Here is a 25,156-nt window from a genome sequence, read left to right on the forward strand (position 1 = left end):
CCTACGCCTCGGTCCCGAGCGCCCGGCTGAACCGCACGTCGCCCTCGAAGAGGTGGCGGATGTCGCTGACCCCGTGCCGGACCATCAGCGTCCGGTCGATGCCCATGCCGAACGCGAAGCCGGAGTAGACCTCCGGGTCGATGCCGCAGGCCCGCAGCACCCGGGGGTTCACCATCCCGCAGCCGCCCCACTCGACCCACTGCGGACCGTCGCGGTGCTCCGGGAACCAGACGTCGAACTCGGCCGACGGCTCGGTGAACGGGAAGTAGTGCGGCCGCCAGCGGGTCTTCGCGTCCGGCCCGAAGATGGCGCGCGCGAAGTGGTCGAGGGTGCCGCGCAGGTGCGCCATCGTGATGCCCTTGTCGACCACCAGGCCCTCCGCCTGGTGGAACACCGGGCTGTGGGTGGCGTCCACCTCGTCGGTGCGGTAGACCCGGCCGGGGCAGATCACGTAGATCGGCGGCTTGCGGCTGAGCATGGTGCGCGTCTGCACGTTGGAGGTGTGGGTGCGCAGCACCAGGCCGGAGCGGTCGGCGGGCGCGACGTGGAAGGTGTCCATCAGGCCGCGCGCCGGGTGGTCGGCGGGGATGTTCAACGCGTCGAAGTTGGCCCACTCCAGCTCGACCTCGGGGCCCTCGGCGACCTCGTAGCCCATCCCCACGAACAGGTCGCTGACCTGCTCGATCAGGACGCTCAGCGGATGCCGGGCCCCGCGCGGGCGCCGGTCGTACGGAAGGGTCACGTCGACCCGCTCGGCGACGAGCACCCGCTCGGCGTGCTCGCGCTCCAGCACCTCGGCCCGGGCCGCGTACGCGCCCTCGATCGCGCGGCGGGCCTCGTTGACCCGCTTGCCGGCGTCGGACTTCGCCGCGGGCGGCAACGCGCCGATCTCCCGGCGGGCGAGGGAGACCGGGGCCCGGTCACCCAGGTGGGCGGGGCGCAGCGCGGTCAACGCGTCCGGGTCGGCGGCGGCGACGAACGCCTTCTCGGCGTCGGCGACCGCCTCGGCCAGGGCGGCCGGGTCGAGCAGGGCGACCTGCTTCGGGTCGTACGGATCGTTGCGGTAGCTCATGGCGTACGGGCACTCCCTCACGGCGGCGCCAACCCCTTCCGGGGCGGCGAAGCGAGTCTACGGACGCGCGGCTGTGCCGCAGCCCGCCGGTGGGAGTTGCGCAGGGAGCAGGTCAGGCCCGCCGCCCGCCGACACCGGCGGGCTGGCTAAACGAACGCCATGGCGCGTTCATCGACGACTGCTCTCCCCTGCTGTGACATCACGCCGACCGGTGTCGCGGTCAGCGGTGAGCTCTCGCTGAAGCGTACAGGCACACGGCGGCGGCCGCAGCCAGGTTCAGGCTCTCGGCGCGCCCGTGCAGCGGCACCCGCACCCGCGCGTCGGCGGCCCCGGTGAGCTCCCGCGGCAGCCCGTGCGCCTCCGAGCCGAACAACCACGCCGTGGGCGCGGCCAGGCGGCCCGCGTCGGCCAGGTCGTCGAGGTCGTCGTCGCCGTAGCCGGTGGTCGCCAGGACCGTGAGCCCCGCCCGGCGCAACGCGGCGACCACGTCGACGGGGTCGGGGGCCCGTACCACGTCCACGTGGAAGAGGCTGCCGGCCGACGCGCGTACGCACTTGCCGTTGTACGGGTCGACGGCGTCCCCGGCGAAGATCACCGCGCCGGCGCCCGCCGCGTCGGCGGTACGCAGCACCGTGCCGGCGTTGCCCGGGTCGCGGATCTCGGCGAGCACCGCCACCAGCCTCGGCGTCCGGGCCAGGGCCTCGTCCAGGGGCACGTCGAGGTGCCGGCAGACCGCGACCAGCCCCTGCGGGGCGACGGTCTCGGCGAGCGCCGCCAGCGCGTCCTCGGTCACCTCGGACACCGGCACGTCACCACCGGCGGCCAGCGCGGCCAGCGCGGCGTGCCGGTCCAGCGCGGCGGGCGTACCGAACAGTTCGGTAACCACACCGGGGACGGCCAACGCCTCGCGTACGGCCTGGGGCCCCTCGGCGAGGAAGCGGCCGGTGGCCTCGCGGTCGCGGCGGCGGTGCAGCCGGCGCGCGGCCACCACCCTGGGGGTACGCGGTGTGAAGAGCATCGTCTCCTCCAGCCGTGCAGCGAGGCGCCCCTCGTCGTGGTCGACGAGGGGCGCCTCGATCAGCCGCAGGGGATCAGGCGGCCTGAGCCGCCGCGCCGCCGGTGCCCTCGGCCGCGACCGCGGCCCGGGCCAGCTCGACGATCGCCGCGAAGGCGGCGGCGTCGTTGACGGCCAGGTCGGCCAGGATCTTCCGGTCGACCTCGATGCCGGCCAGGCGCAGGCCCTGGATCAGGCGGTTGTAGGTCATCCCGTTGGCCCGGGCGCCCGCGTTGATCCGCTGGATCCACAGCTGCCGGAAGTCGCCCTTGCGGTCGCGACGGTCCCGGTAGGCGTACTGCATCGAGTGCAGCACCTGCTCCTTGGCCTTGCGGTACAGCCGGGAGCGCTGACCGCGGTAACCACTCGCGGTCTCCAGCAGGGTACGACGCTTCTTCTGGGCGTTCACAGCCCGCTTGACGCGTGCCATCTCAACTCCTTCTTACGTCAGGTGGCGCGCGTCAGCGGCCGAGCAGCTTCTTGATGCGCTTGACATCGGCCTTGGCCAGCACGACCGTGCCGGTCAGCCGACGGGTCTGGGTGGAGGGCTTCTTCTCCAGGTTGTGGCGGAGGCCGGCCTGCTGGGCAACGATCTTGCCCTTGCCGGTCACCTTGACCCGCTTGCCCATACCCGTGTGGCTCTTCATCTTCGGCATGTGGAACGTTTCTCCCCTGTTACTCGCCGCTGGTGTCGGCGGCGGTGCCGGTGTCGCCGGCTGCTGCGGTCTCGCCGGCCGCCGCGGTCTCATCGGCCGCCGGGGCGGACTCGTCCGCTGCCCGGTCCCGAGGTGCACCGCGGGACGCCGTAGCGGCGACCGCGGAGGCCTTGACGGCCCGGTGCGGAGCGAGAACCATGATCATGTTTCGGCCGTCCTGCTTCGGGGCGGCCTCGACGTATCCCAGGTCCGTGATCTCGGACTCGAGCCGGCGCAGGAGCCGGTAACCCAGCTCCGGTCGGCTCTGCTCGCGACCGCGGAACATGATCGTCACCTTGACCTTGTCGCCCGCCTTGAGGAACCGCACCACGTGACCCTTCTTGGTCTCGTAGTCGTGCGGGTCGATCTTCGGCCGGAGCTTCATCTCCTTGATGACGGTCTGCTGCTGGTTACGCCGCGCTTCGCGCGCCTTGAGTGCGCTCTCGTACTTGAACTTGCCGAAGTCCATGAGCTTGCACACCGGCGGGCGCGCCATCGGCGCAACCTCGACCAGGTCCAGATCGACGTCCGCGGCCAGCTGAAGGGCGCGCTCCAGCGGGACGATGCCCACCTGCTCACCCTCGGGGCCGACCAGTCGGACCTCACGTGCCCGGATCTGCTCGTTCACGCGTGGTTCGACGCTGATGGGGCCTCCTCGAGTCGAGTTTCTGCTGCTGCCGACCCCGCGGCTCCCGGGTGGGAACCGACCCGGAAAGCAGAAGGCCCCGGCGCATGCCAGGGCCCGCTCGACCGGTCGGCACGATCACATGATCGCGCATCCGGTGCCGGGACGTGCCCGGAACCGGGGACCGGACCCGGCCACCATCGTGGCGACTCGGGTGGGAGCAGGCGCTCCGCTTTCATGGCTGCACATCCCGCGGGGCGAGCCCGCCGACAGACAGCCTGGTCGACTCCACAACATTACACCCCCGCCCAACCCACCCCCAAACCACCCCAGCTTGCGCTCCGCTCCCGGCCCCCGCGCTCCCCTCCGCGCTCCCGGTCCCCGCGATCTTGCGGTTTGTGCCCCGACATTCCGGGCAAAGCCCCGACCCGCAGGGCCGAAAGTGCAAGATCACGGGGCGGGGAGGCTCACGCGTGGGCGAGGGACGGGGTACTGCGGCCGAGCTGAGTTGATCTCGCCGGTGCCCACTTGTTCACGGAAAGAGTGGGCACTGCGGCACGGGACAGCCACTCTTTCCGTGAACGAGTGGCCGGCGGCGGGGCGGGGCGGGGCGGCTCCGCGGCGGGGCGGGTCAGCGGTCGGGGGTGGTGCGGGCGCCCTCGGCGAGGCGGGCCTGGTGGGCCTGGTGCAGGCGCCGCAGCGCCCGGACCCCGTCGACCGCCAGTTCCTTGTCGGCGGCCTGGAGGGCCACCATCGGCATCAGATCGTCGTCGTGCAGCTCCAGGCTCGCCCAGGGAGCACCCCGATCGAACCGGACACCGCGGACGACCTCCCACGGCAGCTCGTACGAGCCGATGATGTTGCGGACCCGGACGCCGCGCGCGTCGGCCTCCACCCGGGGCCGGGTGAACAGCAGGAACCCGAGCGCGCCGAAGACGCCGAGGCCGACCATGGCGATCTGGTCGCCGCGCTGGAAGGTGCCGTAGCCGTCACCGGTCGGGCCGCTCAGCGAGGTCGCCACGATGCTGAACACCACCAGCAGGACGGCGGCCGAGGCCCAGCAGACCACCCGGATCCGGCGCGGCCGGAGACGGACCACCTCGGTTTCACTCACCCCCTCAGTCTGCCACCCGCCGTCGGTGGGAGTTCCACCGCCACGCTGCCGGCCGCCCGTGGGTCGCCGGTCGGCCCGTCCGGGCACGCAGGGCCGGCAGCGGCGCGACGGGCGAGGCGTGCGCCGGCCGGCGCGGAGCGCCGTCGACAGGGGGCGCGCCGTCGGCGGGGGGGCGCGCTACCGGCGGCGCGGGCCGCGTCCCGCCACGACCACCGCGACGAGCGTCAGCGCCGCGCCCGCCAGCACGGCCGGACGGACGCCCGGGCCGCCGGGCAGGAGGACGTCGAGCAGCAACGCGCCGCCGAGCTGCCCGGCCACCAGGGCGAGGCCGGTGCGCAGTACGCCCGCCGAGCGCACGCCGACGACCAGTCCGGCGACGATGCCGACGCCGAGCAGCCCGCCGGTGTAGAGGTACCAGGCGTCCGGCCACGCCGGGGCGGGGCCGCTGAGCGCACCGGCGAGCGCCGCGACGAGCAGGACCGCCGGGGTGCTGACCACGAAGTTGACCGCCACTCCGGCGGCGGAGGTGCCGGCCGCCGAGACCCGACCGTTCAGCGCGGACTGCAGGGCCACGCCGACGCCTCCGACGACCGCGAGCAGCACCGGGACGAGCGCCAGCTCGCCGACCGGTCCGCCGGCCTGGGCCAGCGCGACCGCCGCCACGCCGAGCAGCCCGCCGGCCACCCGGGGGCCGGTGAGCGCCAGCCGGCCGACCGGCGCGACCCCGGCCCGGTCCACCGCCAGCCCGCCCAGGCTTCCGCCGGCGACCTGGGCGATCGTGAAGACCGCGACCCCGAGCACCGGCACCAGGTACGCGCCGAGCACGACGATCAGCGCGCCGCCCAGCCCACCCAGGTAGCTCCACCAGGGCAGCCGGGCCCGGCGCAGCGCGGCCAGCCCGGCGCGCATCGACGGCAACACGGCCAGCCCGACAGCGACCAGCAGGGTCCCGCCCAGGTTGTTGACCACGCCGGCCAGGCTCGCCTCGCCGACCCGGGCACCCAGCTCGCCGTTGGCCGCGCCCTGCGCCGCCGACGCGACGCCCGCGACGGTCACCAGGGCGAGCGCCGCCCAGGCCGGCAGCGGGCGGCGAACGGTTCGGCCCGCCGACACGGCAGGACCGGGCGACACGACAGGACCGGGCGGCACGGCGGAACCCGACGGCACGGCCGGCTCGGCCCGCGGCGGCGGCGGCACCAGCGGATCCGGGGCCGGCGCCGGGGGCGTCGGCTCCGGCCGCGGCGCCGTCACAGGCGGCAGGCGTGGATGTTGGTGACCAGGATGGCGCGGGCGCCCAGCTCGTACAGCTCGTCCATGATCCGGTGCACGTCGTCGCGGAGCACCATGGCCTGCACGGCGACCCAGCCCTCCCGGTGCAGCGGCGACACGGTGGGCGACTCGATGCCCGGGGTGAGCGAGCTGGCCCGGTCCAACAGGCCGGCCGGCACGTCGTAGGCGAGCATCACGTAGCGGCGCGCCACCAGGACGCCGTGCAGCCGGCGCAGCAGCTGCTCGGCCTGCGGGTGCGACGCGGCGTCGGCCCGGCGGACCAGCACCGCCGACGAGCGCAGCAGCGGCTCACCGAAGACCACCAGGCCGGCCTGGCGCAGGGTCGCGCCGGTCTCCACGACGTCGGCGACCACGTCGGCGACGCCGAGGCGTACGGCGTTCTCCACAGCGCCGTCGAGCCGGATCACGTCGGCCTTGACGCCCAGGTCGCCGAGGTGCCGCTCGACCAGCCCCGGGTACGCGGTGGCGATGCGGTGCCCACCCAACTCCTGCACGGAGTCGATGTCGTCGGGGCGGGCCGCGAAGCGGAAGGTGGCCCGGCCGAAGGCCAGGTCGACGACCTCCTCGGCGGGTGCGCCGGAGTCGATCAGCAGGTCACGGCCGGTGATGCCCAGGTCCAGGTCACCGGAGCCGACGTAGGTGGCGATGTCCTTCGGGCGCAGGTAGAAGAATTCGACGTCGTTGGGTTCGTCCCGGCAGACCAGGTCCTTCGGGTCGGTGCGCTGGCGGTAGCCCGCCTCGCGCAGCATCTGGGCGGCCGGCTCGGCCAGGGTGCCCTTGTTGGGTACGGCGACACGCAGCATGACGGAGTGCTCCTCGGAGTCGGTTCGGATCGTCGACGGGGCGCACTCACAGATGTCGGTAGACGTCCTTGAGTTCGAGACCGGTGGCGAGCATCAGCACCTGGGTCTGGTAGAGCAGCTGGGAGATCTCCTCGGCGGCCCGTTCCCGGCTCTCGTGCTCGGCGGCCATCCACGACTCGGCCGCCTCCTCGACGACCTTCTTGCCGATGAAGTGCACGCCCCGCTCGAGCGCGGCGACCGTGCCCGAGCCGGGAGTGCCGGCGGCGGCCTTGGCCTGCAGCTCGGCGAACAACTCCTCGAACGTCTTCACGCCGCGATTCTTCCAGCGCCCCGGCACCGCGGACGCGCCGGGTCAGGCCCCGTTCACCCAGCGGGACCGCAGGAAGGCCCGCAGCGCGGCCACGAACTCGTCCGGGTGCGACGCGTGCACGGCGTGTCCCGCGTCGATGGTCACGAGGTCGCCCGCGGGCAATCGGGCCGCCATCCGGGCGAGGTCGGCCTGCGGCAGGTGGCTGGCCGGCCCGCCGGCGACCACGAGGGTGGGCGCCGTGATCCGCGTGAACCGCGCCCACCCGTCCGGGTCGGCCTTGTTGAGGTCGGCGACCACCGCCTCGCGGGCGGCCCAGTCGTAGCCGAGCGGGCCCGAGGGTCGCGCCGGCAGCCGGAGCCCGAGCGGGACCGGCGGCGGCGGCTCCTCGAGCACCAGCGCCGCCACCCGGTCGGGGTGCGCCTCGGCGAAGAGCGCCGCGACCACCGCCCCGGAGGAGTGCCCCACGAGCACCGGCCGGTCGAGCGCGAGCACGTCGCAGAGCGCGCGCACGTCGTCGCGGGCGACCGCGAGACCGTACGGGCCGGTGCGGTCGCTGGCCCCGAATCCGCGCGGGTCCGGGGCGTACGACCGCAGGCCGTCGTCGGCAAGCCGGGCGGCTACGGCGGCCCAGGTGGAGCCGTCCGACGCGCCACCGGGCAGCAGGAGCACCGGCCGCCCGCGCCGCGGGCCCCAGGTGCGGTAGGCCATCCGCAGCGCGGGCAGCTCGGCGTACTCCACGAGGCGTCAGCCGCCGAAGCCGACCCGGTGCCCGTTGCCGGCGGCGACCGTGCGGACCGCCAGCGCGGCGTCGAGCGCGGCGACGGTGGCCGCCCAGCCCTTGTCCTCCGCCGAACCGGGCAGCCCGGCCCGGTCGCGGGCCTGCTCGATGGTGTCCACGGTCAGCACGCCGTGCGCCACCGGCTTGCCCTCGTCGAGGGCCACCCGGGTGAGGCCGTCGGTCACCGAACGGCAGACGTAGTCGAAGTGGGCGGTGGCTCCGCGGACCACCACACCCAGCGCGACCACCACGTCGCAGCGGCGCGCGAGCGCCTGGGCGACCACCGGCAGCTCCACCGAGCCGGCCACCCGGGCCACCACGGCCCGCGCCCCGCACGCCTCGGCGGCGGCGACCGCCCGCTCCAGCATGTGGTCGGTCAGCTCACCGTGCCACCGGGCGGCGACCACGCCCACGGTCATCCCGGTCGCGTCCACCGGTGCCGCCCCCGGTTCGCCGAATCCCGCCATGTTCTCGCTCCGATCCCGTCACCGGCCGGCGGCCGGCTCGACCGGCGCCTCGGTGACCTCGTCCAACTGGTCCAGCAGGTGTCCCATCCGGTCCCGCTTGGTGCGCAGGTACCGGACGTTCTCCGGGTGCGGGCGTATCGGCAGCCCTTCCCGGCCGGTGATGGTCAGGCCGTACCCCTCCAGCCCGGCCCGCTTCGCCGGGTTGTTGGTGAGCAGCCGCATGGACCGCACCCCGAGGTCGTAGAGGATCTGCGCGCCGGTGCCGTAGTCCCGGGCGTCGGCCGGCAGGCCGAGGTCCAGGTTCGCGTCCACGGTGTCCCGGCCCAGGTCCTGCAACTGGTACGCCTGAAGCTTGTGCAGCAGCCCGATCCCGCGACCCTCGTGCCCGCGCATGTAGAGCACGACGCCACGCCCCTCCCGGGCCACCCGGGCCAGGGCGGCGTCGAGCTGGGGGCCGCAGTCGCAGCGCAGCGAGCCGAAGACGTCACCGGTCAGGCACTCGGAGTGGACCCGGACCAGCACGTCCTGCCCGTCGCCGATCTCGCCGTACACCATGGCGACGTGTTCGGCCGGCTCGTGCGCGCTGCGGTAGCCCAGCGCCCGGAACACACCGTGCGTGGTGGGCATGCGCGCGTCGGCGACCAGCTCGACCTGCTTCTCGGTCCGCCGCCGGAACGCGACGAGGTCGGCGATGGTGATGAGCGTCAGCCCGTGCTCGGCGCAGAACTTCTCCAGGTCGGGCAGCCGCATCATGGTGCCGTCGTCGTTGATCAGCTCGCAGAGCACCCCGGCGGGGCGCAGGCCGGCCATCCGGGTCAGGTCGATGGCCGCCTCGGTGTGCCCGGGGCGACGCAGCACGCCGCCCTCCCGGGCGCGCAGCGGCACCACGTGCCCGGGGCGGGCCAGGTCGGTCGGCCCGGTGGCCGGGTCGGACAGCAGCCGGATGGTGTGCGCCCGGTCGGCCGCCGAGATGCCGGTGCTGATCCCCTCCCGGGCGTCGACGGTCACCGTGTACGCGGTGCCCCGCCGGTCCTGGTTGGTGTGGTGCATCGGCGGCAGGTCGAGCCGGTCGGCCTCGCTCTCGGTGAGCGGCACGCAGACGTAGCCGGACGTGTAGCGGACCATGAAGGCCATCAGCTCCGGCGTGGCCAGCTCGGCCGCGAAGATGAGGTCGCCCTCGTTCTCGCGGTCGGCGTCGTCGACGACGACCACCGGCCGGCCGGCGGCGATGTCCGCCAGCGCCTGCTCGATCGTCCCGAAGCTCGTGCCGGCTTCCCGCTCGTTCATGCCACAGCCTCCGTGTAGGTGGGCGCGAGGGGGCGGCGCGCCGGCCGGAGCACCCGCGAGGTGCGCCACCAGCTGACGAAGCCCCACACGCAGAAGGCGCCGTAGACGAGGTACATGGCCGCCGACGGGTAGAACCCGCCGTTCAGCAGCAGCGGCACACCCACCGCGTCCACCGCGATCCAGATCAGCCAGAACTCCACGAAGCCGCGGGCCATGCCGTACGTGGCCAGCAGGCTGCCGGCGAGGATCCACGCGTCCGCCAGCGGCCCCCAGGAGCCGAGCGCGGCGAGCGCCGGGTACGCCACCGCGGTGAGCACCGCGAGGGCGACGAGCAGACCCAGCCGCTCCCGGCCGGTGGCCCAGCGCGGCACCACCCCACCCTGGTCCGGCACCTCGCCCAGCCGACGGCTGCGCGACCAGCGCCACCAGCCGTACACGCTGACCGCGAAGAAGAACACCTGCCGGCCGGCCTGCCCGAACAGGTCGTGCGCCTGGGGCGTGGCGAACGCGCCGCCGAGGAAGACGGTGAAGAGCAGCACGTTGCCGACCATGCCGACGGGCCAGGCCCACACCAGGCGGCGCAGCCCGAACAGCGCGGACGCGAGCCCGAAGACGTTGCCGACGATCTCGCGGACCAGCACCGGCGAACCGGCGATGGTCACCTGCGCGTCGAGCAGCCAGTGCACCGTACCCATCAGTTCACCTCCCCCACCGGCGCGGCGCCGTCGGTGTCACCGGCCTGGGCCGGGCCGGCGGTCGCCACGGCGCCGCCGGGCAGCGCCGGGCCGGCGAGCGGCGAGTCGCCGGTCGCGCGGGTGCCGAGCAGCCGCTCGACGTACTTGGCCAGGACGTCCACTTCCAGGTTCACCGGGTCGCCGACGCCGCGGGCGCCGAGCGTGGTGAGCTTCAGCGTGGTCGGGATGAGGCCGACCGCGAACCAGTCGGGGCCGACGTCGGCGACCGTCAGCGACACGCCGTCGACGGTGATCGAGCCCTTCTCGACCACGTATCGGGCGAGGTCCGCGGGCAGCCGGAACCGCACGGTCTCCCACTGCTCGGCCGGCTCCCGGGAGAGCACCTCGCCGACCCCGTCGACGTGGCCCTGCACCAGGTGACCGCCGAGGCGGCTACCCAGGGTCGCGGCGCGCTCCAGGTTGACCGGGTCTCCGGGGCGCAGCGCGCCCAGCGCGGAGCGGCGCAGCGTCTCGCCCATGACGTCGGCGGTGAAGACGCCGTCCTCGGACTCCACCACGGTCAGGCAGACGCCGTTGACCGCGATGGAGTCTCCGTGGCGGGCGTCCGTGGTGACCAGCGGACCGCGGACGGCGACCAGCGCCGAGTCTCCCGCCGTCGCGGTCACCCGTACGACCTCGCCCAACTCCTCGACGATGCCGGTGAACATGTCAGCCCTCCCTCTTCCGGGGCAGCGCGGTGATCCGGAGATCCGGACCGATCTGTGTAACGTCGACGAACTCGAGATCGATCGCCTCGGCGATCGTGGTCACACCGGCGTCGACCAGAGCGGTCGGACCGGCACCGAGCAGCCGCGGCGCGACGTATCCGACGACCTTGTCGATCAGGCCGGCCTCCAGGAACGCGCCGGCCAGCCGGGGGCCGCCCTCCAGCAGCACCGCGCGGACGCCGCGCTCGTGCAGAGCGGCCAGCAGCGCGGTCAGGTCGACCCGCCCGTCCGGGCCGGCGCCGACCTCCGCGGCGGTGGCGATCCAGGTGCGAGCCGCGCCGTCGCGGACCCGGGCCCCCTCGGGCGTACGCCCCGCGCTGTCCACCACCACCCGCAGCGGCTGCCGGATGGCGAGGCTGCCGTCGCGCAGGTTCCGGGCGGTGAGCCGGGGATCGTCGGCGAGCACGGTGCCCACCCCGACGACGACCGCGTCGACCGTGCCGCGCAGCGCGTGCACGTCGATCCGGGCCGCCTCCGAAGTGATCCACATGCTGGTGCCGTCGGCGGCCGCCGACCGGCCGTCCACCGTCGCGGCGAACTTCCAGATGACGTACGGCCAGCCGCGGCGCATCGAGGTGAGCCAGGCCACGTTGCCGGCCTCGGCCTCGTCGGCGCGGACGCCCAGGTCCACCCGGACCCCGGCCGAGCGCAGGGTGGCGGCGCCGCCGGTGGCCACCGGGTTCGGATCGGGGACGGCGATGACCACGCGGGCGACCCCGGCCTGGATCAGCGCGAGGCTGCAGGGGCCGGTGCGACCGGTGTGGTCGCAGGGCTCCAGCGTGACCACCGCGGTGCCGCCCCGGGCACGCTCCCCGGCCTGGGCGAGCGCGACGATCTCGGCGTGCGGGCCGCCGGCGTACGCGTGGAAGCCCTCGCCGACGACCTGGCCGTCGGCGTCGAGCAGGACACAGCCGACCACCGGGTTGGGACTCGTGGTGCCGAGCCCGCGCGCACCGAGTTCGATCGCGCGACGCATCGCCTCGTCGACGGAGACGCCCGCCATTCGCCTGTCCCTGCCCTCTCACTCGCCGGTCGCGCGCGGGCGGGTCGGGAGGCATCGGCCATGGGGCCGCGAGCAGGCGGCGGCGGAGATCCGGGGACGGCGAAGCCGACCCGGGAGGCCGGCAGGGCGCGCTGAGGTCAGCGGCCGGTGCAGGCCCATCCGTCCCGCGCGCTGTCTCCCATCCGGACTGTCTGGGCGCGGGAAGGCCCGCCCCCAACCGTCGGCCCTGGGTTCTCACCAGGTCCACCGGGCGGCAGAGCCGTCCGGGTCGCGGGCTGACCACGGCCGCAGCCGTGGATCACCGCCGGTTCGGAATTACACCGAGTCCCGCCAGCGCGTGGTGGGTACACCGGCAGTCTTACACGCCGGGAGGGGGTTGTTGCCACCGAGGCGAGCTAGTTCACAGCCCGGTACGGGTCAGGTGACGCCGCGCCGGCGGTCGACCGCGACGTACGAGCCGGGTTGGCTCTTGGCCACGGTCTTCATCTCGCTGGCCACCGCGATCGCCTCGAGGGGGTCGGTGAACCGCTTGCCGGAATCGGACAGGGAGACCCCGATCGACAGGGTGACCAGCGCGGCCCGGCGGATGTTGCCCCGCCGGTCCTTCAGCTCGACGAAGCCGCGCTCCCGGTCGGTCGGGTCGTAGAGCGTGTCGGCCGACTTCTCGAAGTCGACGACCGCGCGGGAGGTGAGGGGCCGGACCTGGTCCGGCGCGCAGACGATCACGAAGTCGTCCCCGCCGACGTGGCCGAGGAACGCCGGTGGCAGCCCCACCGACACCACGGCCCGGTGCAGGCTGCGGGCCAGCGCCGAGATGAAGTCGTCGCCGCGGACGAACCCGTAGCGGTCGTTCACGCTCTTGAACCGGTCGATGTCGATGTAGCCGACGGCGTAGTCCGAGCCGCTGCGCACCCGGTCGGCGATCTCCCGCCGGATCCGGCTGTTGCCGGGCAGGCCGGTCAGCGGCGACACCTCGCGGAACTCCTTGTTGCGCCGCAGGGTGGAGCTGACCCGGGCGACCAGCTCGGCGGTGTCGAACGGCTTGACCAGGTAGTCGTCGGCGCCGGCGGAGAGGCCGTGGACCTTGTCCACGGTCATGCCCTTGGCCGTCAGCATGATCACCGGCAGCGCGGAGGTCATCGGGTTGGCGCGCAGCCGCCGGGTCAACTCCAGGCCGTCGACGCGGGGCATCATCAGGTCGACCACCGCCAGGTCGGGGCGCTGCCGCTCGATCACGTCGAGCGCCTCCTGGCCGTCGCTCGCGAGGACCACCTCGAAACCGTGCACCCGCAGGTTGAACTCCACGAAACGGGCGATGTCCTCGTCGTCGTCCACGACGAGGATGACGTCCGGGCGCTCCCCGGCGGGGTCCACGTCAGGCCCCGGCGGCGGCGCGTTCCGCGAGGGCCCGCAGCCGGCGTACCGCCTCGGCCGGGTCGTCCGCACCGTAGACCGCGGTGCCCGCCACGAACGCGTCGGCACCGGCCGCGGCGGCCTGTTCGATGGTGTCGGCGGCGATGCCCCCGTCGACCTCGATGCGCAGCTCCAGGTGGCCGGCGGCCACGTGCCGTCGCGCGGCGCGCACCTTGTCCAGCAGCTGCGGGATGAACCGCTGCCCGCCGAAACCGGCCTTGATCGTCATGATCAGCAGCGTGTCGAAGCTCGGCAGCAGGTCGAGGTAGGGCTCGATCGCGGTGTCGCGGTCGATCGCCAGCCCCGCCTTCGCTCCCGCGGACCGGAGGTCCTTGGCCAGCGCGACCGGGTCGTCGCACGCCTCGGCGTGGAACGTGACGTTGTACGCCCCGGCGTCGGCGTAGCCGGGGGCCCACCGGCGTGGGTCCTCGATCATGAGGTGCACGTCGAACGGGATCTGGGTCGCCGCCCGCAGGCTCTGCACCACCGGCAACCCGATCGTGAGATTCGGGACGAAGTGGTTGTCCATGACGTCCACGTGCAACCAGTCCGCGGCGTCCTCGACGGCACGGACCTCTTCGGCGAGGCGGGCGAAGTCGGCGGCGAGGATGCTCGGCGCGACGATCGGCGGCGGTACGGTCACCCGGCAAGTGTACGAACGCCGTCACCCCGCGTCGGCACCCCCGCACCCATGCGGACGCGGGGTGACCCGCCGGTGACCAATGGTGCAGAATTGGCGATCCCGACCGGGCGATCCGGGACGAGGCGCCATCGGCGACTGGCCGAACGACGGCAACCCGACGACACTCCAACAGGGATGGTGACGCGGCGGCCCGCCGGCGGCGGGGAGCGGTCACCGGCAACCCGGGAAGGGCGGACGATGCGACGGTGGCTCGGGGCGCTGGCGCTGGCCGGCGCGGTGACGGTCCTGCTGGCCGGCTGCCAGCGTTCGCACGGCGCGGACGGCGACCTCGTCGACGACTGGCGCGCTATGCCGCCCCCGCAGATGTTCGTCCCGGCCACCGACACCTGCCTCCCCCGGATCACCGCGATCGTGCAGGCCAGCACGTACGACACGGTGGACTGCGCCCGCAACCACCTGGCGGAGGCCATCCACGTCGGCACGTTCGCGGGGCTGGCCGGCGCGCCGCGCCCGGAGCCGGGGTCGCCGACCCTGCGCAGCGCGCGGTCCGAGTGCGACCAGCGGGCCCGGGAGGTGCTCGGCGGCGACTGGCACGCGGCCCGGCTGACCCTGAACATCGCGCTGCCGTCAGCGGCGGGCTGGGCCGGTGGAGCCCGCTGGTTCCGCTGCGACCTGAGCGAGACCGACAGCATCGACAACACCCGGCCGGTCAACCGCACCGGCAGCCTGCGCGGTGCGATGATCGGGGACTCGCCGCTCATCCACCGCTGCTTCGACCCGAAACTCATCGGCGAGAACCTGAACTACATGGCGCCGGTGCTGTGCAGCGAGCCGCACCGAGCCGAGTTCGTGGGCGTGTACGACGAGCGGGACATCTCCTGGGCGGAGTTCACCGCCGCACCCGACCGGGCGCACCAGCGCTGCATGGCGCTCATCGCCGCCTTCGCGGCGGTGCCCAACAACAGCGAACTGCCGTACCGGGCCGGCTCGATCTACTACCCACCGTCCCAGCGGGAGTGGGAGGAGGGCGACCGGGGCGTGCGCTGTTTCCTGTGGAGCGACGACCGGAAGCTCACCCGGTCCATGCGCGGGGTGGGCCCGCAGGGACTACCCGCGATCTGAGCGCCGGTGCCGTATGCTGCTGCGCCGTGGCGCAACCGGTCGACGATCGCCGGTGAGGGTGACCACGCGCGGCGGGGAGGTCGGCGAATGCGACGGTGGTGGACGGCGGTCGTCGTGGGTGCCACGGCCGTGCTGGGTCTCGGCGCGTGCGCGCCGGCGGGCCTCGACGCGGACCTCACCGACGACTGGCCGGCGCCCGTGGCGGCTAAGACCTTCGTCCCCGCGGCCGGCGTCTGCCACCTCGCCGTGCAGGACGTCGGCTACCTCACCGGCTACGACCCGGTCGACTGCGCCGAGTCGCACCGCGTGGAGACGTTGCACGTGGGCACCCTCTCCGGCGCCGCCGCCGCGCAGCCCGCTCCCCCGACCGTCGGCTCCGCGGGGATCCGCGCCGCCCGGGCCGAGTGTGACCGGGAGGCCAACAAGGCGGTGGGCGGCGAGTGGCGGACCGGCCGGCTCGCCGTCGACGTGGTGTTCCCGTCGCCGGCCGCGTGGACCGGCGGTGCCCGCTGGTTCCGCTGCGACGCCGGCGAGGTGCGCGGGCTCGACGACGGCGTCGTCAACCCCCGCACCGGCAGCCTGCGCGGCGCGCTGAAGGGCGACGCCCCGCTCGCCCACCGGTGCTTCAACCCGACACTGGAGAAGGACGCCATCAAGGAGATGGTGCCGGCCTCCTGCACCGCGCGGCACCACGCCGAGTTCGTCGGCGTCTACCAGGCACCGGACATCAGCTTCGCCGCGTTCACCCGCGCGACCCTGGACACCCACAAGGCGTGCCGCAAGCTCCTCGCCGGCTACGCCAAGGTGCCGAACGACGGCAACCTCCAGTACCGGGCGGGAACGATCTTCTACCACCCGTTCGAGCAGGAGTGGCGCAACGGCAACCGCGGCGTCCAGTGCTTCTTGTGGGTCAGCGACCGCAACCTCACCCGCTCGATGAAGGGCGCCGGCAGCAAGGGCCTCCCGGTCACCTGACCCGCATACACGCCGAAGGGCCGGCCCGCACGGACCGGCCCTACCGGGGAGATCGCGGCCTCAGGTGCGGCGCAGGACGGCCAGGAACATCGCGTCGGTGCCGTGCCGGTGCGGCCACAGCTGCACCGTCGGCCCGTCACCCAGCCCCGGCATACCGGCCGGCATCAGTGGCCGCGCGTCGACGAAGTCGACCGGCACCCCGGAACGGCGGGCCGCCTCGGTCACCGTCACGTGCGTCTCCACGACGTGCGGCGAGCAGGTGACATAGGCGACGACCCCGCCGGGGCGTACCGCCCGCAGCGCCGACCCGAGCAGTTCACGCTGCAGCCGGGTGAGTGCGGGCAGGTCCGACGGCTGGCGGCGCCAGCGCGACTCGGGCCGGCGGCGCAGCGAACCCAGCCCGGTGCACGGCGCGTCGACCAGCACCCGGTCGAAGTGCTCCTCCGGCAGCTTCGGCTCCCGCCCCACGTCGCGGCCGTCCGCGTGCAGCACGGTGACCGGCAGGTTCCGGGTCGCCTGGGCGACCAGCCGGGCCCGGTGCTCGGCGACCTCCACCGCCGTCAGCCGGCCCCCGCGCTCGGCGACGAGCGCGCCGAGCAGCCCGGACTTGCCGCCGGGACCGGCGCACAGGTCCAACCAGCGCCCGTCCGGACCGTCCAGCGGAGCCGCCGCCAGCGCGGCCGCCACCAACTGGGAGCCCTCGTCCTGGACGTGCGCCCGACCCTCGGCCACCGCGGCCAGGTCACCCGGCGCGCCGCCGGACAGGTAGACGGCGTACGGCGAGAAGGCTCCGGGGGCACCGCCCACCTCGTCGGCCAGCTCCACCGGGTCGGCGAGACCCGGCCGGGCACACAGGTGCACCGGCGGACGCTCGTTGTCCTCGATGAGCAGCCGGGTGGTCTCACCCAGGTCGCCGCCGAGCGCCTCGGCGAACGCCCGCACCACCCACTGCGGGTGGCTGTAGGTCAGCGCGAGGTGCCCGATCGGGTCGCTCTCCATGCTCGGCGCCAGCTTCGCCACCCAGGCGTCCGCGTCCTGGCCGGCGACCTCCCGCAGCACCGCGTTGGCGAAACCGGTCGCGCCGGGGCCGACCGCGCGGACCAGGTCGACGGTCGAGGAGACCGCCGCGTGCGGAGGGACCCGCGTGTGCAGGATCTGGTACGCGCCGAGGCGCAGCGCGTCGCGTACCGGCGGGTCGATCCGCTCCACGTCCCGGCCGGCGGCGGAGGTGAGGATCGCGTCCAGCGTGCCGAGGTGCCGCAGGGTGCCGTACGTCAGCTCGGTGGCGAAGGCCGCGTCCCGCCCGAACAGGCCCTCGTCGCGAATCATGGCCGGGAGGACGAGGTTGGCGAACGCGTCGTCCCGGTTGACCGCGGCGATCGCCTCGTACGCCACCCACCGCGGCCGGTCCACCCCCGGCCGGACGGCCCGGCCGGTGCGCCGGTCCGGCCCGCCCCGGGCAGCGCCCCGCGACCCGCCGAACGGGCGGTCGCCACCGCGGCCACCGGCGGACCGGTCGTCGCGTCGGCTGTCCCGCGGCGCACCACGCCGGTCGTCGCGGGCGGCGCGTGGCGTGCGCGCGTCGGAGTCCCCGACGCGGGTGGGCCGGTCGTCGCGCTCCGGCCCGGTCACGCGAGGGCCTCGCCCGCCGCGACGCGGGCGCCGCGCGCCCAGTCGGTCGCCGACATCGCCCGCTTGCCGGCGGCGCGCACCTCGCCCAGCCGCACCGGGCCGGTGGCGGTGCCCGCGAGCACCCGGGACTTCTCCACCAGCAGCTCACCCGGCTTGAGTTCGGGGCCGTCGGCGACCGGGGTCACCGGGCCCAGCTTGACGCGCTCGTCCCGGAACGTCGTCCACGGGCCGGGCGCCGGCGTGCAGGCGCGGATCCGCCGGTCCACGGCGAAGGCCGGGTCGGTCCACCGCACCCGGGCGTCCTCGACCGTCAGCTTCGGCGCGAGCGACACCCCGTCGGCGGGTTGCGGCTCGGCCCGCGCCGTGCCGTCCGCGATCGCGTCGAGCACCGCGACCAGCAGGCCGGCGCCGGAGTGGGCGAGCCGCTCCAGCAGGTCACCGGACGTGTCGGTGGGCCGGATCTCGTCGGTCAGCGTGCCGTAGACGGGCCCGGTGTCCAGGCCCTCCTCCAACTGGAAGACGCTGGCCCCGGTCAGCTCGTCGCCGTGCAGCACGGCGTGCTGAACGGGTGCCGCGCCGCGCCAGGCCGGCAGCAGCGAGAAGTGCAGGTTCACCCAGCCGTGCCGGGGGATCTCCAGGGCGGCCGGCGGCACCAGCGCCCCGTACGCGACCACCGGCACGCAGTCCGGTGCCAGCTCACGCAGCCGGTCGAGGAACTCCGGCTCGCGCGGGCGGGCCGGGGTGAGCACCTCGACACCGTGTGCGTCGGCCCACTCCCCCACCGGGGAGCGGGACAGGCCGCGGCCCCGGCCGGCGGGCGCGTCGGGACGGGTGACGACGGCGACCAGGTCGTGCCCGGAGTCGGCGACGGCGGCGAGGGCGGGAACGGCTACGGCCGGCGTGCCGGCGAAGATCACACGCACCGGCCGCTCACCGACCCAGGCCGAAGGGGCTGTCGGCACCGGCGTGCGGGTTGAGCTTGACGACCGGCGGGGCCGCCGGGTCGTACCACTCCGCCTGACGGATCGCCTTCATCGCCTCCTTGCGACCGGCCGGGTCGAGCCGGTCGAGGAAGAGCACCCCGTCGAGGTGGTCGGTCTCGTGCTGCACGCAGCGGGCCATCAGGCCGGTGCCGACGATCTGCAACGGGTCGCCGTAGCCGTTGAAGCCCTTGGCGATGACGTTCTGCCGGCGCTTGGTGTCGAAGTACAGGCCGGGGATGGACAGGCAGCCCTCCGGGCCGTCCTGCTCCTCCTCGTCGGGGAACTCCAACACCGGGTTGACCAGGTGGCCGAGGACGTCGTCGACGTCGAAGGTGAACACGCGCAGGCCCACCCCGAGCTGCGGCGCGGCCAGGCCGGCGCCGTTCTGCTCACGCATGGTGTCGGTCAGGTCGGCGATGAGCCGGCGCAGCTCGGCGTCGAAATCGACGACCGGATCGGCCGGCGTGCGCAGCACCGGATCCCCGAACAGACGGATGGGCTGGACGGTCACGCGGGACGGCTCCTTCTGGGGTGGGACGATCGGGGCCGTACCAGTCTACGGAGTGCCGGGCCGGGCCCCGGCCGGCGTACCTCGATCGACCAGCGCGGGTGTGCCCAGCGTCACCGGCAGGGTGTCGTAGCCACGCAGGGTGAGCCGGGTGCGCCGCCGCGGCCGGCCGGCGAGGGCCAGCTCCGGCAGGCGGCGCAGCAGCAGCGGGAACGCCACCTGGGCCTCCAGCCGGGCCAGGCCGGCGCCGAGGCAGTAGTGCGGCCCGGCCCCGAACGACAGCGGATGCGCCTGGGCCCGCCACGGGTCGAACCGGGCCGGCTCCGGGTAGCGGCGCGGATCCCGGTTGGCCGCGCCGAGCAGCAGCAGGGCCCAACTGCCCGCCGGCAGGTCGAGCCCGCCGCACCGCACCGGCTCCGTCGTCATCCGGGTGGTCAGCTGCACCGGCGAGTCGTAGCGGAGCAGCTCCTCGACGTACGCGGGGGCGAGGTCGGGGTGGCCGCGCAGCGCGTCCGCCGCGCGGGGGTGCTCCAGCAGCACGACGAGGCCGTTGCCGAGCAGGTTGGTGGTGGTCTCGAACCCGGCGACGAGCAGCACCACGAGGTTGGCCAGCAGTTCGTCGCCGGAGAGCCGCTCACCGTCGGCGTCGTGCACCTGCACCAGCGCGCTCGTCAGGTCGTCGGCCGGCGCCCGCCGCCGCGCCCGCACCAGATCGGTGAAGTAGCCGCGCAGCTCGGCCGCGCCCCGGTCGGCGACGGCCAGCTCGTCGGGGGTGATCTCGGGCTCCAGGACACCGGTGAGGTCGGCCGCCCAGCGGCGGAACAGCGGCCGGTCCTCCGGCGGCACGCCGAGCAGCGCGCAGATGACCCCGACCGGCAACGGGTACGCGAAGTCGGCCAGGAAGTCCACCGGCTCGCCCCGGCGACCCCGCTCGACCATCGCGTCGACCAGCTCCTCGGCCTGCGCGGCCACCACGCCCCGCATCCCGGCGATCCGGCGGGGGCTGAACGCCCCGGCGGCGAGCCGCCGCATCCGGCTGTGGTCGGGCGGGTTCGTCCGCAGCATCGAGCGGGAGATCGAGGTGACCGCCGGGCTGTCCCGCCACCCCGGCCACAGGCCGTCGCGGATCGCGGCGTCCATCACCCCGAGCCGCGGGTCCCGCAGCAGCTCGTCGGCCTCGGCGTAGCCGGTGACCACGTAGAACACCGGGCCCGCCTCGACCACCGGCCCGTGTGCGCGCAGCCGCTCGTACGTCGGGTAGGGGTCGATCCGGCCCTGCGGCGACATGAGCAGGGTGAGGGCGTCGGCGGCGTCCATCGCGGGCCTCCCGGTGCGGGATCGAGGGCCTTCATCATGCCCCCGATATCCTCGCCCGGCGATCCCGGCGGCGGGCCTGGTCGGCTCGGGCAGCGGGGCCCGGCTCCGGCCCTTCCGGTCGGCTCAGGCGGGGTGGCCCGGGTCGCCGGCCAGCACCGCGTCGCCGCCGAGCAGGGCGTGCTCGGGCATCGGCAGCTCGATGCCGTGGGCGGCCTCCCAGTCGTAGACCGTGCCGGGGCGGACCTGGGCGGCGAAGTACTCGACGGCGCTCATCCCGCCGACCACCGGCTCGTCGACCTCGGCGACCAGCTGCGCCGGGACCAGGCGGAAGCCGCTCTGGAGGGCGGCGCTGAGCCGGCGGTGGCCGTCGACGACGAAGAAGTGCTCACCGGTGTAGCCGATCCGCAGCGGCTCCAGCGCCTCGTCACCGGCTCCGGCCACGCCGTCCACGAACTCCGAGTCCCAGAGACCACGCAGCGTGGTGATGTCCTCGGTCGGGTAGATCCGGCCCGGGTCGAGCAGCAGCAGCGGCGGGCTGTCCCGCAGCACGTCGGCACCGAGGTCGCCCTCGTACGCGGCGACGATGTGCTCGATCACCTCGTCGGCGGTGGCCCGGGTGGTGTCGCAGACCAGGTCGTAGTTGCGCAGCCGCGCCTTGTCGACCTTGTAGCGGACCAGGAACCGGTTCCGCTCGCTCTCGCTGCGCTCCCGGAGCTTGGCCTTCGCCTCCTCCAACGAGGTGTAGCTCTCCGCCGGCCCGGACGGACGGGCCAGCACCCGGCGGGCCGCCTCGCCCGGCTCGGTGATCATGTGCACCTTGAGCGCGTCGGTGAAGAAGTGCCAGGCCAGCCGGGAGTCCATGACGAGGCTCTCACCGGAGGCGGCGATGTCGCGCTGGAGTTGGTCGACGTAGCCGTCGACGGCCTGGTCGAGTTCGGCGTGCAGGTTGAGCTGCAGCGCGGTCATCTGCCGCTCCTGCGCCATCTGCCGGTAGAGGTCACCGACGCTGACCCGGCGCAGGCCCAGCCGCTTGGCGATCTCCACCGACACGGTGCTCTTGCCGCTGCCGAGGTCGCCGTTGAAGACGATCGATTGACGAACGGTCACGACTGGTCCACCCCTGGTTACCGGCTGTTGGGCATCGTCGATGTGGCGTCCGGCCGACGCGGTTTGTGCCGTGGTCGCGCCGTCCGTGCGTCCGGGCATGACGGGCGATGCTACCACCCTCCGTGACGCCCACCGCCGCACGCGGCGTCCGTCACAGGCCACCCGCCACCCTTGCGCCCGCCCCGCGATCGTGCACTTCGCGGCCGCGATATGCCCGAAAGACGGCGGACGACGGGGCGACAACCGCAAGATCGCGGATGGCGGGGGCGCGGCGGCCCCGTCAGAACAGGGTCAGAGGGTCCACCTGGAGGCGGACCGGGTCGGCGGCCTTGCGGGCGCTGCGGGCGCCGGCCGCCGCGTGCAGGGCCCCCGCCAGCGCCGCCGCCCGGGCACGCGGCACTCGGACCAGCATCCGTTCCCGCTCGCCGTCGGCGGGGACCGGCCCCAGCACCTCGGCCCCGTCCGGCAGCCGTGCCTCGGCGAGCAGGTCGGCCACCGCCACCGGCAGGCCGGTCACGCTCGCCATCCGTACCGCCGGCGGGAAGCCCAGCTCGCGGCGCTCGGCCAGCTCCCGGGCCGCGAACCAGCCGGCGTCCCAGCGCAGTAGCGCCTGCACCGGCGCGAGGGCGCCGTCGGCGACCACCACCACCCGGCCGCCGGCCCCGGCGGGTCGGGCGAGCGCGGCGGCGGCGAGCCACCGACGCAGCGCCTCCTCCCCGGCCCGGAGGTCGGCGCGGGTCAGCAGGGCCCACGAGTCGAGCAGCAGGACGGCGCCGTAGCCGCCCTCGGCCGGCGGCTCGGCGCCCGGGGTGGCGATCGCCAGACCGGCTCCGCCGGGCACGCCGGTCAACACCTCCTCCCGACCGGAGGTGCGGACGGGCACGCCGGGGAAGGCGCGGCCCAACTCCTCGGCGGTGCGCCGGGCACCGGTGACGGCGGCCCGCAGGCGCCGCCCGCCGCACTCGGGGCAGGCGTACGCGGCGGCGACCCGGCCGCACCAGCGGCACGCCGGTGCCCCGGTCGCCGACGGCAGGGCCAGCGGGCCGGCGCAGGTGGGGCAGCGCGCCGGGGTGCGGCAGTCGGCGCAGGACACCGCCGGCAGGTAGCCGCGCCGGGGCACCTGCACCAGCACGGGCAGGTCCGCCCGGAGGGCGTCGCGCGCCGCCGTCCATGCCAGGCTGGGCAGCCGCGCCGTCGCCGCCGCCGGGTCACGGGCCAGCTGCGGGTCGTCCCCGGTCGGCGCGATGGCCGGCGTACGCGCCCGCAGGGTGGCCCGGTCGGCCGTCACCTCCCGCGCCCAGCCCGTCTCCAGCAGCAGCTGCGCCTCGGCGGTGCGGGCGTACCCGCCGACCAGGGCACCGGCCTCGGCGAGCTGGGCGCGGGTGAGCAGCACCTCCCGCGCGTGCGGGTACGGGGCCCGGGGCTCGGCGTGCAGGTCGTCCCCGTCGTCCCAGATCGCCACCAGACCGAGCCGCCCGACCGGGGCGAACATCGCGGCCCGGGTGCCGATGACCACCGGCACGTCGCCGCGGCGGGCGGCGAGGAAGGCGCGGTAGCGTCGGGCCGGGCCGAGCGCCGCGGAGAGGCACACGTGTCGTCCCGGGCCGAGCGCGGCGGCGACGGCGGCGTCCAGCCGGTCCAGGTCCCGGTTGTCGGCGACCACCACCAGGGCGCCCCGCCCGCCGGCCACGGTCGCGGCGACCGCCTCGGCGTACCGGGCCGCCCAGTCCTCGCCGGGCAGCGCGGACCAGACCGCGCGGGGTGCCCGCCAATCGGTGAGGGCCCGCAGGTAGGCCGGGCCGGCCGGGTAGTCCCGCCAGCCCGCCGGGTCCGGCGCGGCCGGCGGCTCACCGGGAGGCGGGGGCTCGTGCGGCTCCTTCTCGACCCGGGCGTGCCGGGGCGGCACGGCGAGCCGGAGCACGTCGGCGAGGCTGCCGGCGTACCGGTCGGCGACCGCCCGGGCCAGCCGGGCAACCTCCGGCGCCAGCACCGGCTCCGGGGAGACCACCTTCTCCAGGTACGCGAGCCGGCCGGTGTGCCCGGAGTCGTCGGTGCGCTCCAGCAGCCACCCGTCGACGAGCTGGCCGGCGAAGCGGACCTTGACCCGGGTGCCGGGCACCGCCGCCTCGTCCAGCGCGGCCGGGACGAGGTAGTCGAAGGGGCGGTCGAGGTGGGCCAGTGGGAGATCCACGCAGACACGAGCGACCGGCGACCCGTCCGCGGGTCGCCGGTCGCTGCGCGTGGTGCCGGTCAGGCTCCCGCGGCCGACTTGAGGTCGGCGGCCCGGTCGGTGCTCTCCCAGGTGAGGTCGGGCAGTTCCCGGCCGAAGTGGCCGTACGCCGCGGTCTGCTGGTAGATCGGGCGGAGCAGGTTGAGGTCCCGGATGATCGCGGCCGGGCGCAGGTCGAAGACCTCGGTGACGGCCTGCTCGATCGCGGGGACCGGCACGGTCTCGGTGCCGAACGTCTCGATGAAGAGGCTGACCGGCTTGGCCTTGCCGATCGCGTAGGCGACCTGCACCTCGCAGCGCTCTGCCAGCCCCGCCGCGACCACGTTCTTGGCGACCCACCGCATCGCGTACGCGGCCGAGCGGTCCACCTTCGACGGGTCCTTGCCGGAGAAGGCGCCGCCACCGTGGCGGGCGTAGCCGCCGTAGGTGTCGACGATGATCTTGCGCCCGGTCAGGCCGGCGTCGCCCATCGGGCCGCCGATCTCGAACCGGCCCGTCGGGTTGACCAGCAGCCGGTAGCCGTCGGTGTCGAGGCCGAGGCTCTCCAGCTCGGGTGCGATGACGTGGTCACGCACGTCCGGGGTGAGCAGCGAGTCGAGCGAGATGTCGGCCGCGTGCTGGCTGGAGACCACCACCGTGTTGAGCCGGACCGGGCGCAGGCCCTCGTACTCGATGGTGACCTGGGTCTTACCGTCCGGCCGCAGGTAGGGCACGGTGCCGTCCTTGCGGACGGCGGCGAGCCGCCGGGCCAGCCGGTGCGCGAGGGCGATCGGCAGCGGCATCAGCTCGGGCGTCTCGGTACACGCGAAGCCGAACATCATGCCCTGGTCACCGGCGCCCTGCGCGTCCAGCGCGCTCTCCGACGCGCCGGTGCGCAGCTCGAACGCGTTGTCGACGCCCTGCGCGATGTCCTCCGACTGGGCGCCGATGGAGACGCTCACGCCACAGGACGCGCCGTCGAAGCCCTTCTTGGACGAGTCGTAGCCGATGTCGAGGATGGTCCTGCGGACGATGGTGGGGATGTCCGCGTACGCCTTGGTGGTCACCTCGCCGGCGATGTGCACCTGGCCCGTGGTGATCATGGTTTCCACCGCGACCCGGCTGCTGGGGTCCTCGGCGAGCAGCGCGTCGAGGATACCGTCGCTGATCTGGTCGGCGATCTTGTCCGGGTGGCCTTCCGTGACCGATTCGGACGTGAAGAGGCGGCGTGTCACGGCACTCCTAAAGCGTGTGAAAAGTCGTTCGCGGCAGTCTAGTCACCGCCAA

Annotated in this window: 26 protein-coding genes and 1 riboswitch; of the genes, 2 read left to right on the plus strand and 24 right to left on the minus strand. The window is 74.6% G+C overall.

Annotated elements, in window-relative coordinates; genetic code table 11:
• Window position 1 precedes the first annotated feature (1 nt).
• The 17 genes from pheS to rpe all read right to left on the minus strand — a co-directional run bounded on the left by pheS (window position 2) and on the right by rpe (window position 14,016).
• Window positions 2-1,072 (minus strand): phenylalanine--tRNA ligase subunit alpha, encoded by a 1,071-nt coding sequence (gene pheS, locus GA0070620_RS10285; RefSeq protein WP_091589648.1) that lies wholly within the window; start codon window positions 1,070-1,072, stop codon window positions 2-4.
• Between the two features lie 220 nt (window positions 1,073-1,292).
• On the minus strand, window positions 1,293-2,090 hold the full coding sequence (locus tag GA0070620_RS10290) for a TrmH family RNA methyltransferase (RefSeq protein ID WP_091589649.1): 798 nt from the start codon (window positions 2,088-2,090) through the stop codon (window positions 1,293-1,295).
• Window positions 2,091-2,163: 73 nt separating this feature from the next.
• Window positions 2,164-2,556 (minus strand): 50S ribosomal protein L20, encoded by a 393-nt coding sequence (gene rplT / locus GA0070620_RS10295; RefSeq protein ID WP_030335718.1) that lies wholly within the window; start codon window positions 2,554-2,556, stop codon window positions 2,164-2,166.
• 31 nt (window positions 2,557-2,587) lie between these two features.
• Window positions 2,588-2,782: a 50S ribosomal protein L35 gene (gene rpmI, locus GA0070620_RS10300; protein WP_007458415.1), complete on the minus strand. Its 195-nt coding sequence runs from the start codon at window positions 2,780-2,782 to the stop codon at window positions 2,588-2,590.
• A gap of 19 nt (window positions 2,783-2,801) precedes the next feature.
• Entirely contained in the window at window positions 2,802-3,449 is a 648-nt protein-coding gene (gene infC / locus GA0070620_RS10305) for a translation initiation factor IF-3 (RefSeq protein ID WP_091589650.1), read from the minus strand.
• Window positions 3,450-4,077: 628 nt separating this feature from the next.
• Window positions 4,078-4,560 carry a PH domain-containing protein gene (locus tag GA0070620_RS10310; RefSeq protein WP_172836411.1) on the minus strand — a complete coding sequence of 161 codons (483 nt, stop codon included), beginning with the start codon at window positions 4,558-4,560 and terminating at the stop codon, window positions 4,078-4,080.
• A gap of 177 nt (window positions 4,561-4,737) precedes the next feature.
• Window positions 4,738-5,673 (minus strand): DMT family transporter, encoded by a 936-nt coding sequence (locus GA0070620_RS10315; protein WP_091598484.1) that lies wholly within the window; start codon window positions 5,671-5,673, stop codon window positions 4,738-4,740.
• Window positions 5,674-5,807: 134 nt separating this feature from the next.
• Complete coding sequence (gene hisG / locus GA0070620_RS10320; RefSeq protein WP_091589651.1) at window positions 5,808-6,653, minus strand: ATP phosphoribosyltransferase; 846 nt, start codon at window positions 6,651-6,653, stop codon at window positions 5,808-5,810.
• A gap of 46 nt (window positions 6,654-6,699) precedes the next feature.
• Entirely contained in the window at window positions 6,700-6,963 is a 264-nt protein-coding gene (locus GA0070620_RS10325; RefSeq protein ID WP_091589652.1) for a phosphoribosyl-ATP diphosphatase, read from the minus strand.
• 42 nt (window positions 6,964-7,005) lie between these two features.
• Window positions 7,006-7,701, minus strand: a complete 696-nt coding sequence (locus GA0070620_RS10330) for an alpha/beta fold hydrolase (protein ID WP_091589653.1) — start codon at window positions 7,699-7,701, stop codon at window positions 7,006-7,008.
• Window positions 7,702-7,707: 6 nt separating this feature from the next.
• Window positions 7,708-8,208 carry a 6,7-dimethyl-8-ribityllumazine synthase gene (gene ribH / locus GA0070620_RS10335; protein ID WP_091589654.1) on the minus strand — a complete coding sequence of 167 codons (501 nt, stop codon included), beginning with the start codon at window positions 8,206-8,208 and terminating at the stop codon, window positions 7,708-7,710.
• 18 nt (window positions 8,209-8,226) lie between these two features.
• Window positions 8,227-9,495 carry a bifunctional 3,4-dihydroxy-2-butanone-4-phosphate synthase/GTP cyclohydrolase II gene (locus GA0070620_RS10340; protein WP_091589655.1) on the minus strand — a complete coding sequence of 423 codons (1,269 nt, stop codon included), beginning with the start codon at window positions 9,493-9,495 and terminating at the stop codon, window positions 8,227-8,229.
• Window positions 9,492-10,190, minus strand: coding sequence for a nicotinamide riboside transporter PnuC (gene pnuC, locus GA0070620_RS10345; RefSeq protein ID WP_091589656.1), 699 nt, complete (start codon window positions 10,188-10,190; stop codon window positions 9,492-9,494). Before pnuC ends, GA0070620_RS10340 begins: the two co-directional genes overlap by 4 nt.
• Window positions 10,190-10,897, minus strand: coding sequence for a riboflavin synthase (locus tag GA0070620_RS10350; protein WP_231922322.1), 708 nt, complete (start codon window positions 10,895-10,897; stop codon window positions 10,190-10,192). Before GA0070620_RS10350 ends, pnuC begins: the two co-directional genes overlap by 1 nt.
• Before the next feature lies 1 nt (window position 10,898).
• A complete protein-coding gene (gene ribD, locus GA0070620_RS10355) occupies window positions 10,899-11,960 on the minus strand; it encodes a bifunctional diaminohydroxyphosphoribosylaminopyrimidine deaminase/5-amino-6-(5-phosphoribosylamino)uracil reductase RibD (protein ID WP_091589657.1) in 1,062 nt (353 codons plus the stop codon).
• Window positions 11,961-12,126: 166 nt separating this feature from the next.
• A riboswitch (FMN riboswitch) is annotated at window positions 12,127-12,299 on the minus strand.
• 78 nt (window positions 12,300-12,377) lie between these two features.
• Window positions 12,378-13,406: a response regulator gene (locus GA0070620_RS10360; protein WP_172836412.1), complete on the minus strand. Its 1,029-nt coding sequence runs from the start codon at window positions 13,404-13,406 to the stop codon at window positions 12,378-12,380.
• Complete coding sequence (gene rpe, locus GA0070620_RS10365) at window positions 13,336-14,016, minus strand: ribulose-phosphate 3-epimerase (RefSeq protein WP_091589659.1); 681 nt, start codon at window positions 14,014-14,016, stop codon at window positions 13,336-13,338. Before rpe ends, GA0070620_RS10360 begins: the two co-directional genes overlap by 71 nt.
• A 237-nt stretch (window positions 14,017-14,253) precedes the next feature.
• On the opposite strand from rpe, the gene GA0070620_RS10370 reads away from it, so the two are divergent.
• Window positions 14,254-15,138: a septum formation family protein gene (locus GA0070620_RS10370; protein WP_091589660.1), complete on the plus strand. Its 885-nt coding sequence runs from the start codon at window positions 14,254-14,256 to the stop codon at window positions 15,136-15,138.
• Window positions 15,139-15,225: 87 nt separating this feature from the next.
• Window positions 15,226-16,113 carry a septum formation family protein gene (locus tag GA0070620_RS10375; RefSeq protein ID WP_091589661.1) on the plus strand — a complete coding sequence of 296 codons (888 nt, stop codon included), beginning with the start codon at window positions 15,226-15,228 and terminating at the stop codon, window positions 16,111-16,113.
• 60 nt (window positions 16,114-16,173) lie between these two features.
• Here the strand turns inward: GA0070620_RS10375 and GA0070620_RS10380 are convergent, their stop codons facing one another.
• The 7 genes from GA0070620_RS10380 to metK form a co-directional block, all read right to left on the minus strand.
• Window positions 16,174-17,745 carry an RsmB/NOP family class I SAM-dependent RNA methyltransferase gene (locus tag GA0070620_RS10380; protein WP_091589662.1) on the minus strand — a complete coding sequence of 524 codons (1,572 nt, stop codon included), beginning with the start codon at window positions 17,743-17,745 and terminating at the stop codon, window positions 16,174-16,176.
• The gene (gene fmt / locus GA0070620_RS10385) at window positions 17,742-18,668 is read right to left on the minus strand and encodes a methionyl-tRNA formyltransferase (protein ID WP_091589663.1); all 927 of its coding nucleotides are present in this window, start codon (window positions 18,666-18,668) and stop codon (window positions 17,742-17,744) included. Before fmt ends, GA0070620_RS10380 begins: the two co-directional genes overlap by 4 nt.
• A gap of 7 nt (window positions 18,669-18,675) precedes the next feature.
• Complete coding sequence (def, locus tag GA0070620_RS10390) at window positions 18,676-19,239, minus strand: peptide deformylase (protein ID WP_091589664.1); 564 nt, start codon at window positions 19,237-19,239, stop codon at window positions 18,676-18,678.
• A 45-nt stretch (window positions 19,240-19,284) separates the two neighbouring features.
• Entirely contained in the window at window positions 19,285-20,553 is a 1,269-nt protein-coding gene (locus tag GA0070620_RS10395; protein WP_091589665.1) for a cytochrome P450, read from the minus strand.
• Between the two features lie 123 nt (window positions 20,554-20,676).
• Window positions 20,677-21,660 carry an AAA family ATPase gene (locus tag GA0070620_RS10400; RefSeq protein WP_091589666.1) on the minus strand — a complete coding sequence of 328 codons (984 nt, stop codon included), beginning with the start codon at window positions 21,658-21,660 and terminating at the stop codon, window positions 20,677-20,679.
• A 280-nt stretch (window positions 21,661-21,940) separates the two neighbouring features.
• The gene (locus GA0070620_RS10405) at window positions 21,941-23,914 is read right to left on the minus strand and encodes a primosomal protein N' (protein WP_157741754.1); all 1,974 of its coding nucleotides are present in this window, start codon (window positions 23,912-23,914) and stop codon (window positions 21,941-21,943) included.
• A complete protein-coding gene (metK, locus tag GA0070620_RS10410) occupies window positions 23,911-25,104 on the minus strand; it encodes a methionine adenosyltransferase (RefSeq protein ID WP_091589668.1) in 1,194 nt (397 codons plus the stop codon). The genes GA0070620_RS10405 and metK overlap by 4 nt, the downstream gene beginning before the upstream one ends.
• Window positions 25,105-25,156: the final 52 nt, after the last annotated feature.

The organism is Micromonospora krabiensis (assembly GCF_900091425.1).
GTDB lineage: Bacteria > Actinomycetota > Actinomycetes > Mycobacteriales > Micromonosporaceae > Micromonospora > Micromonospora krabiensis.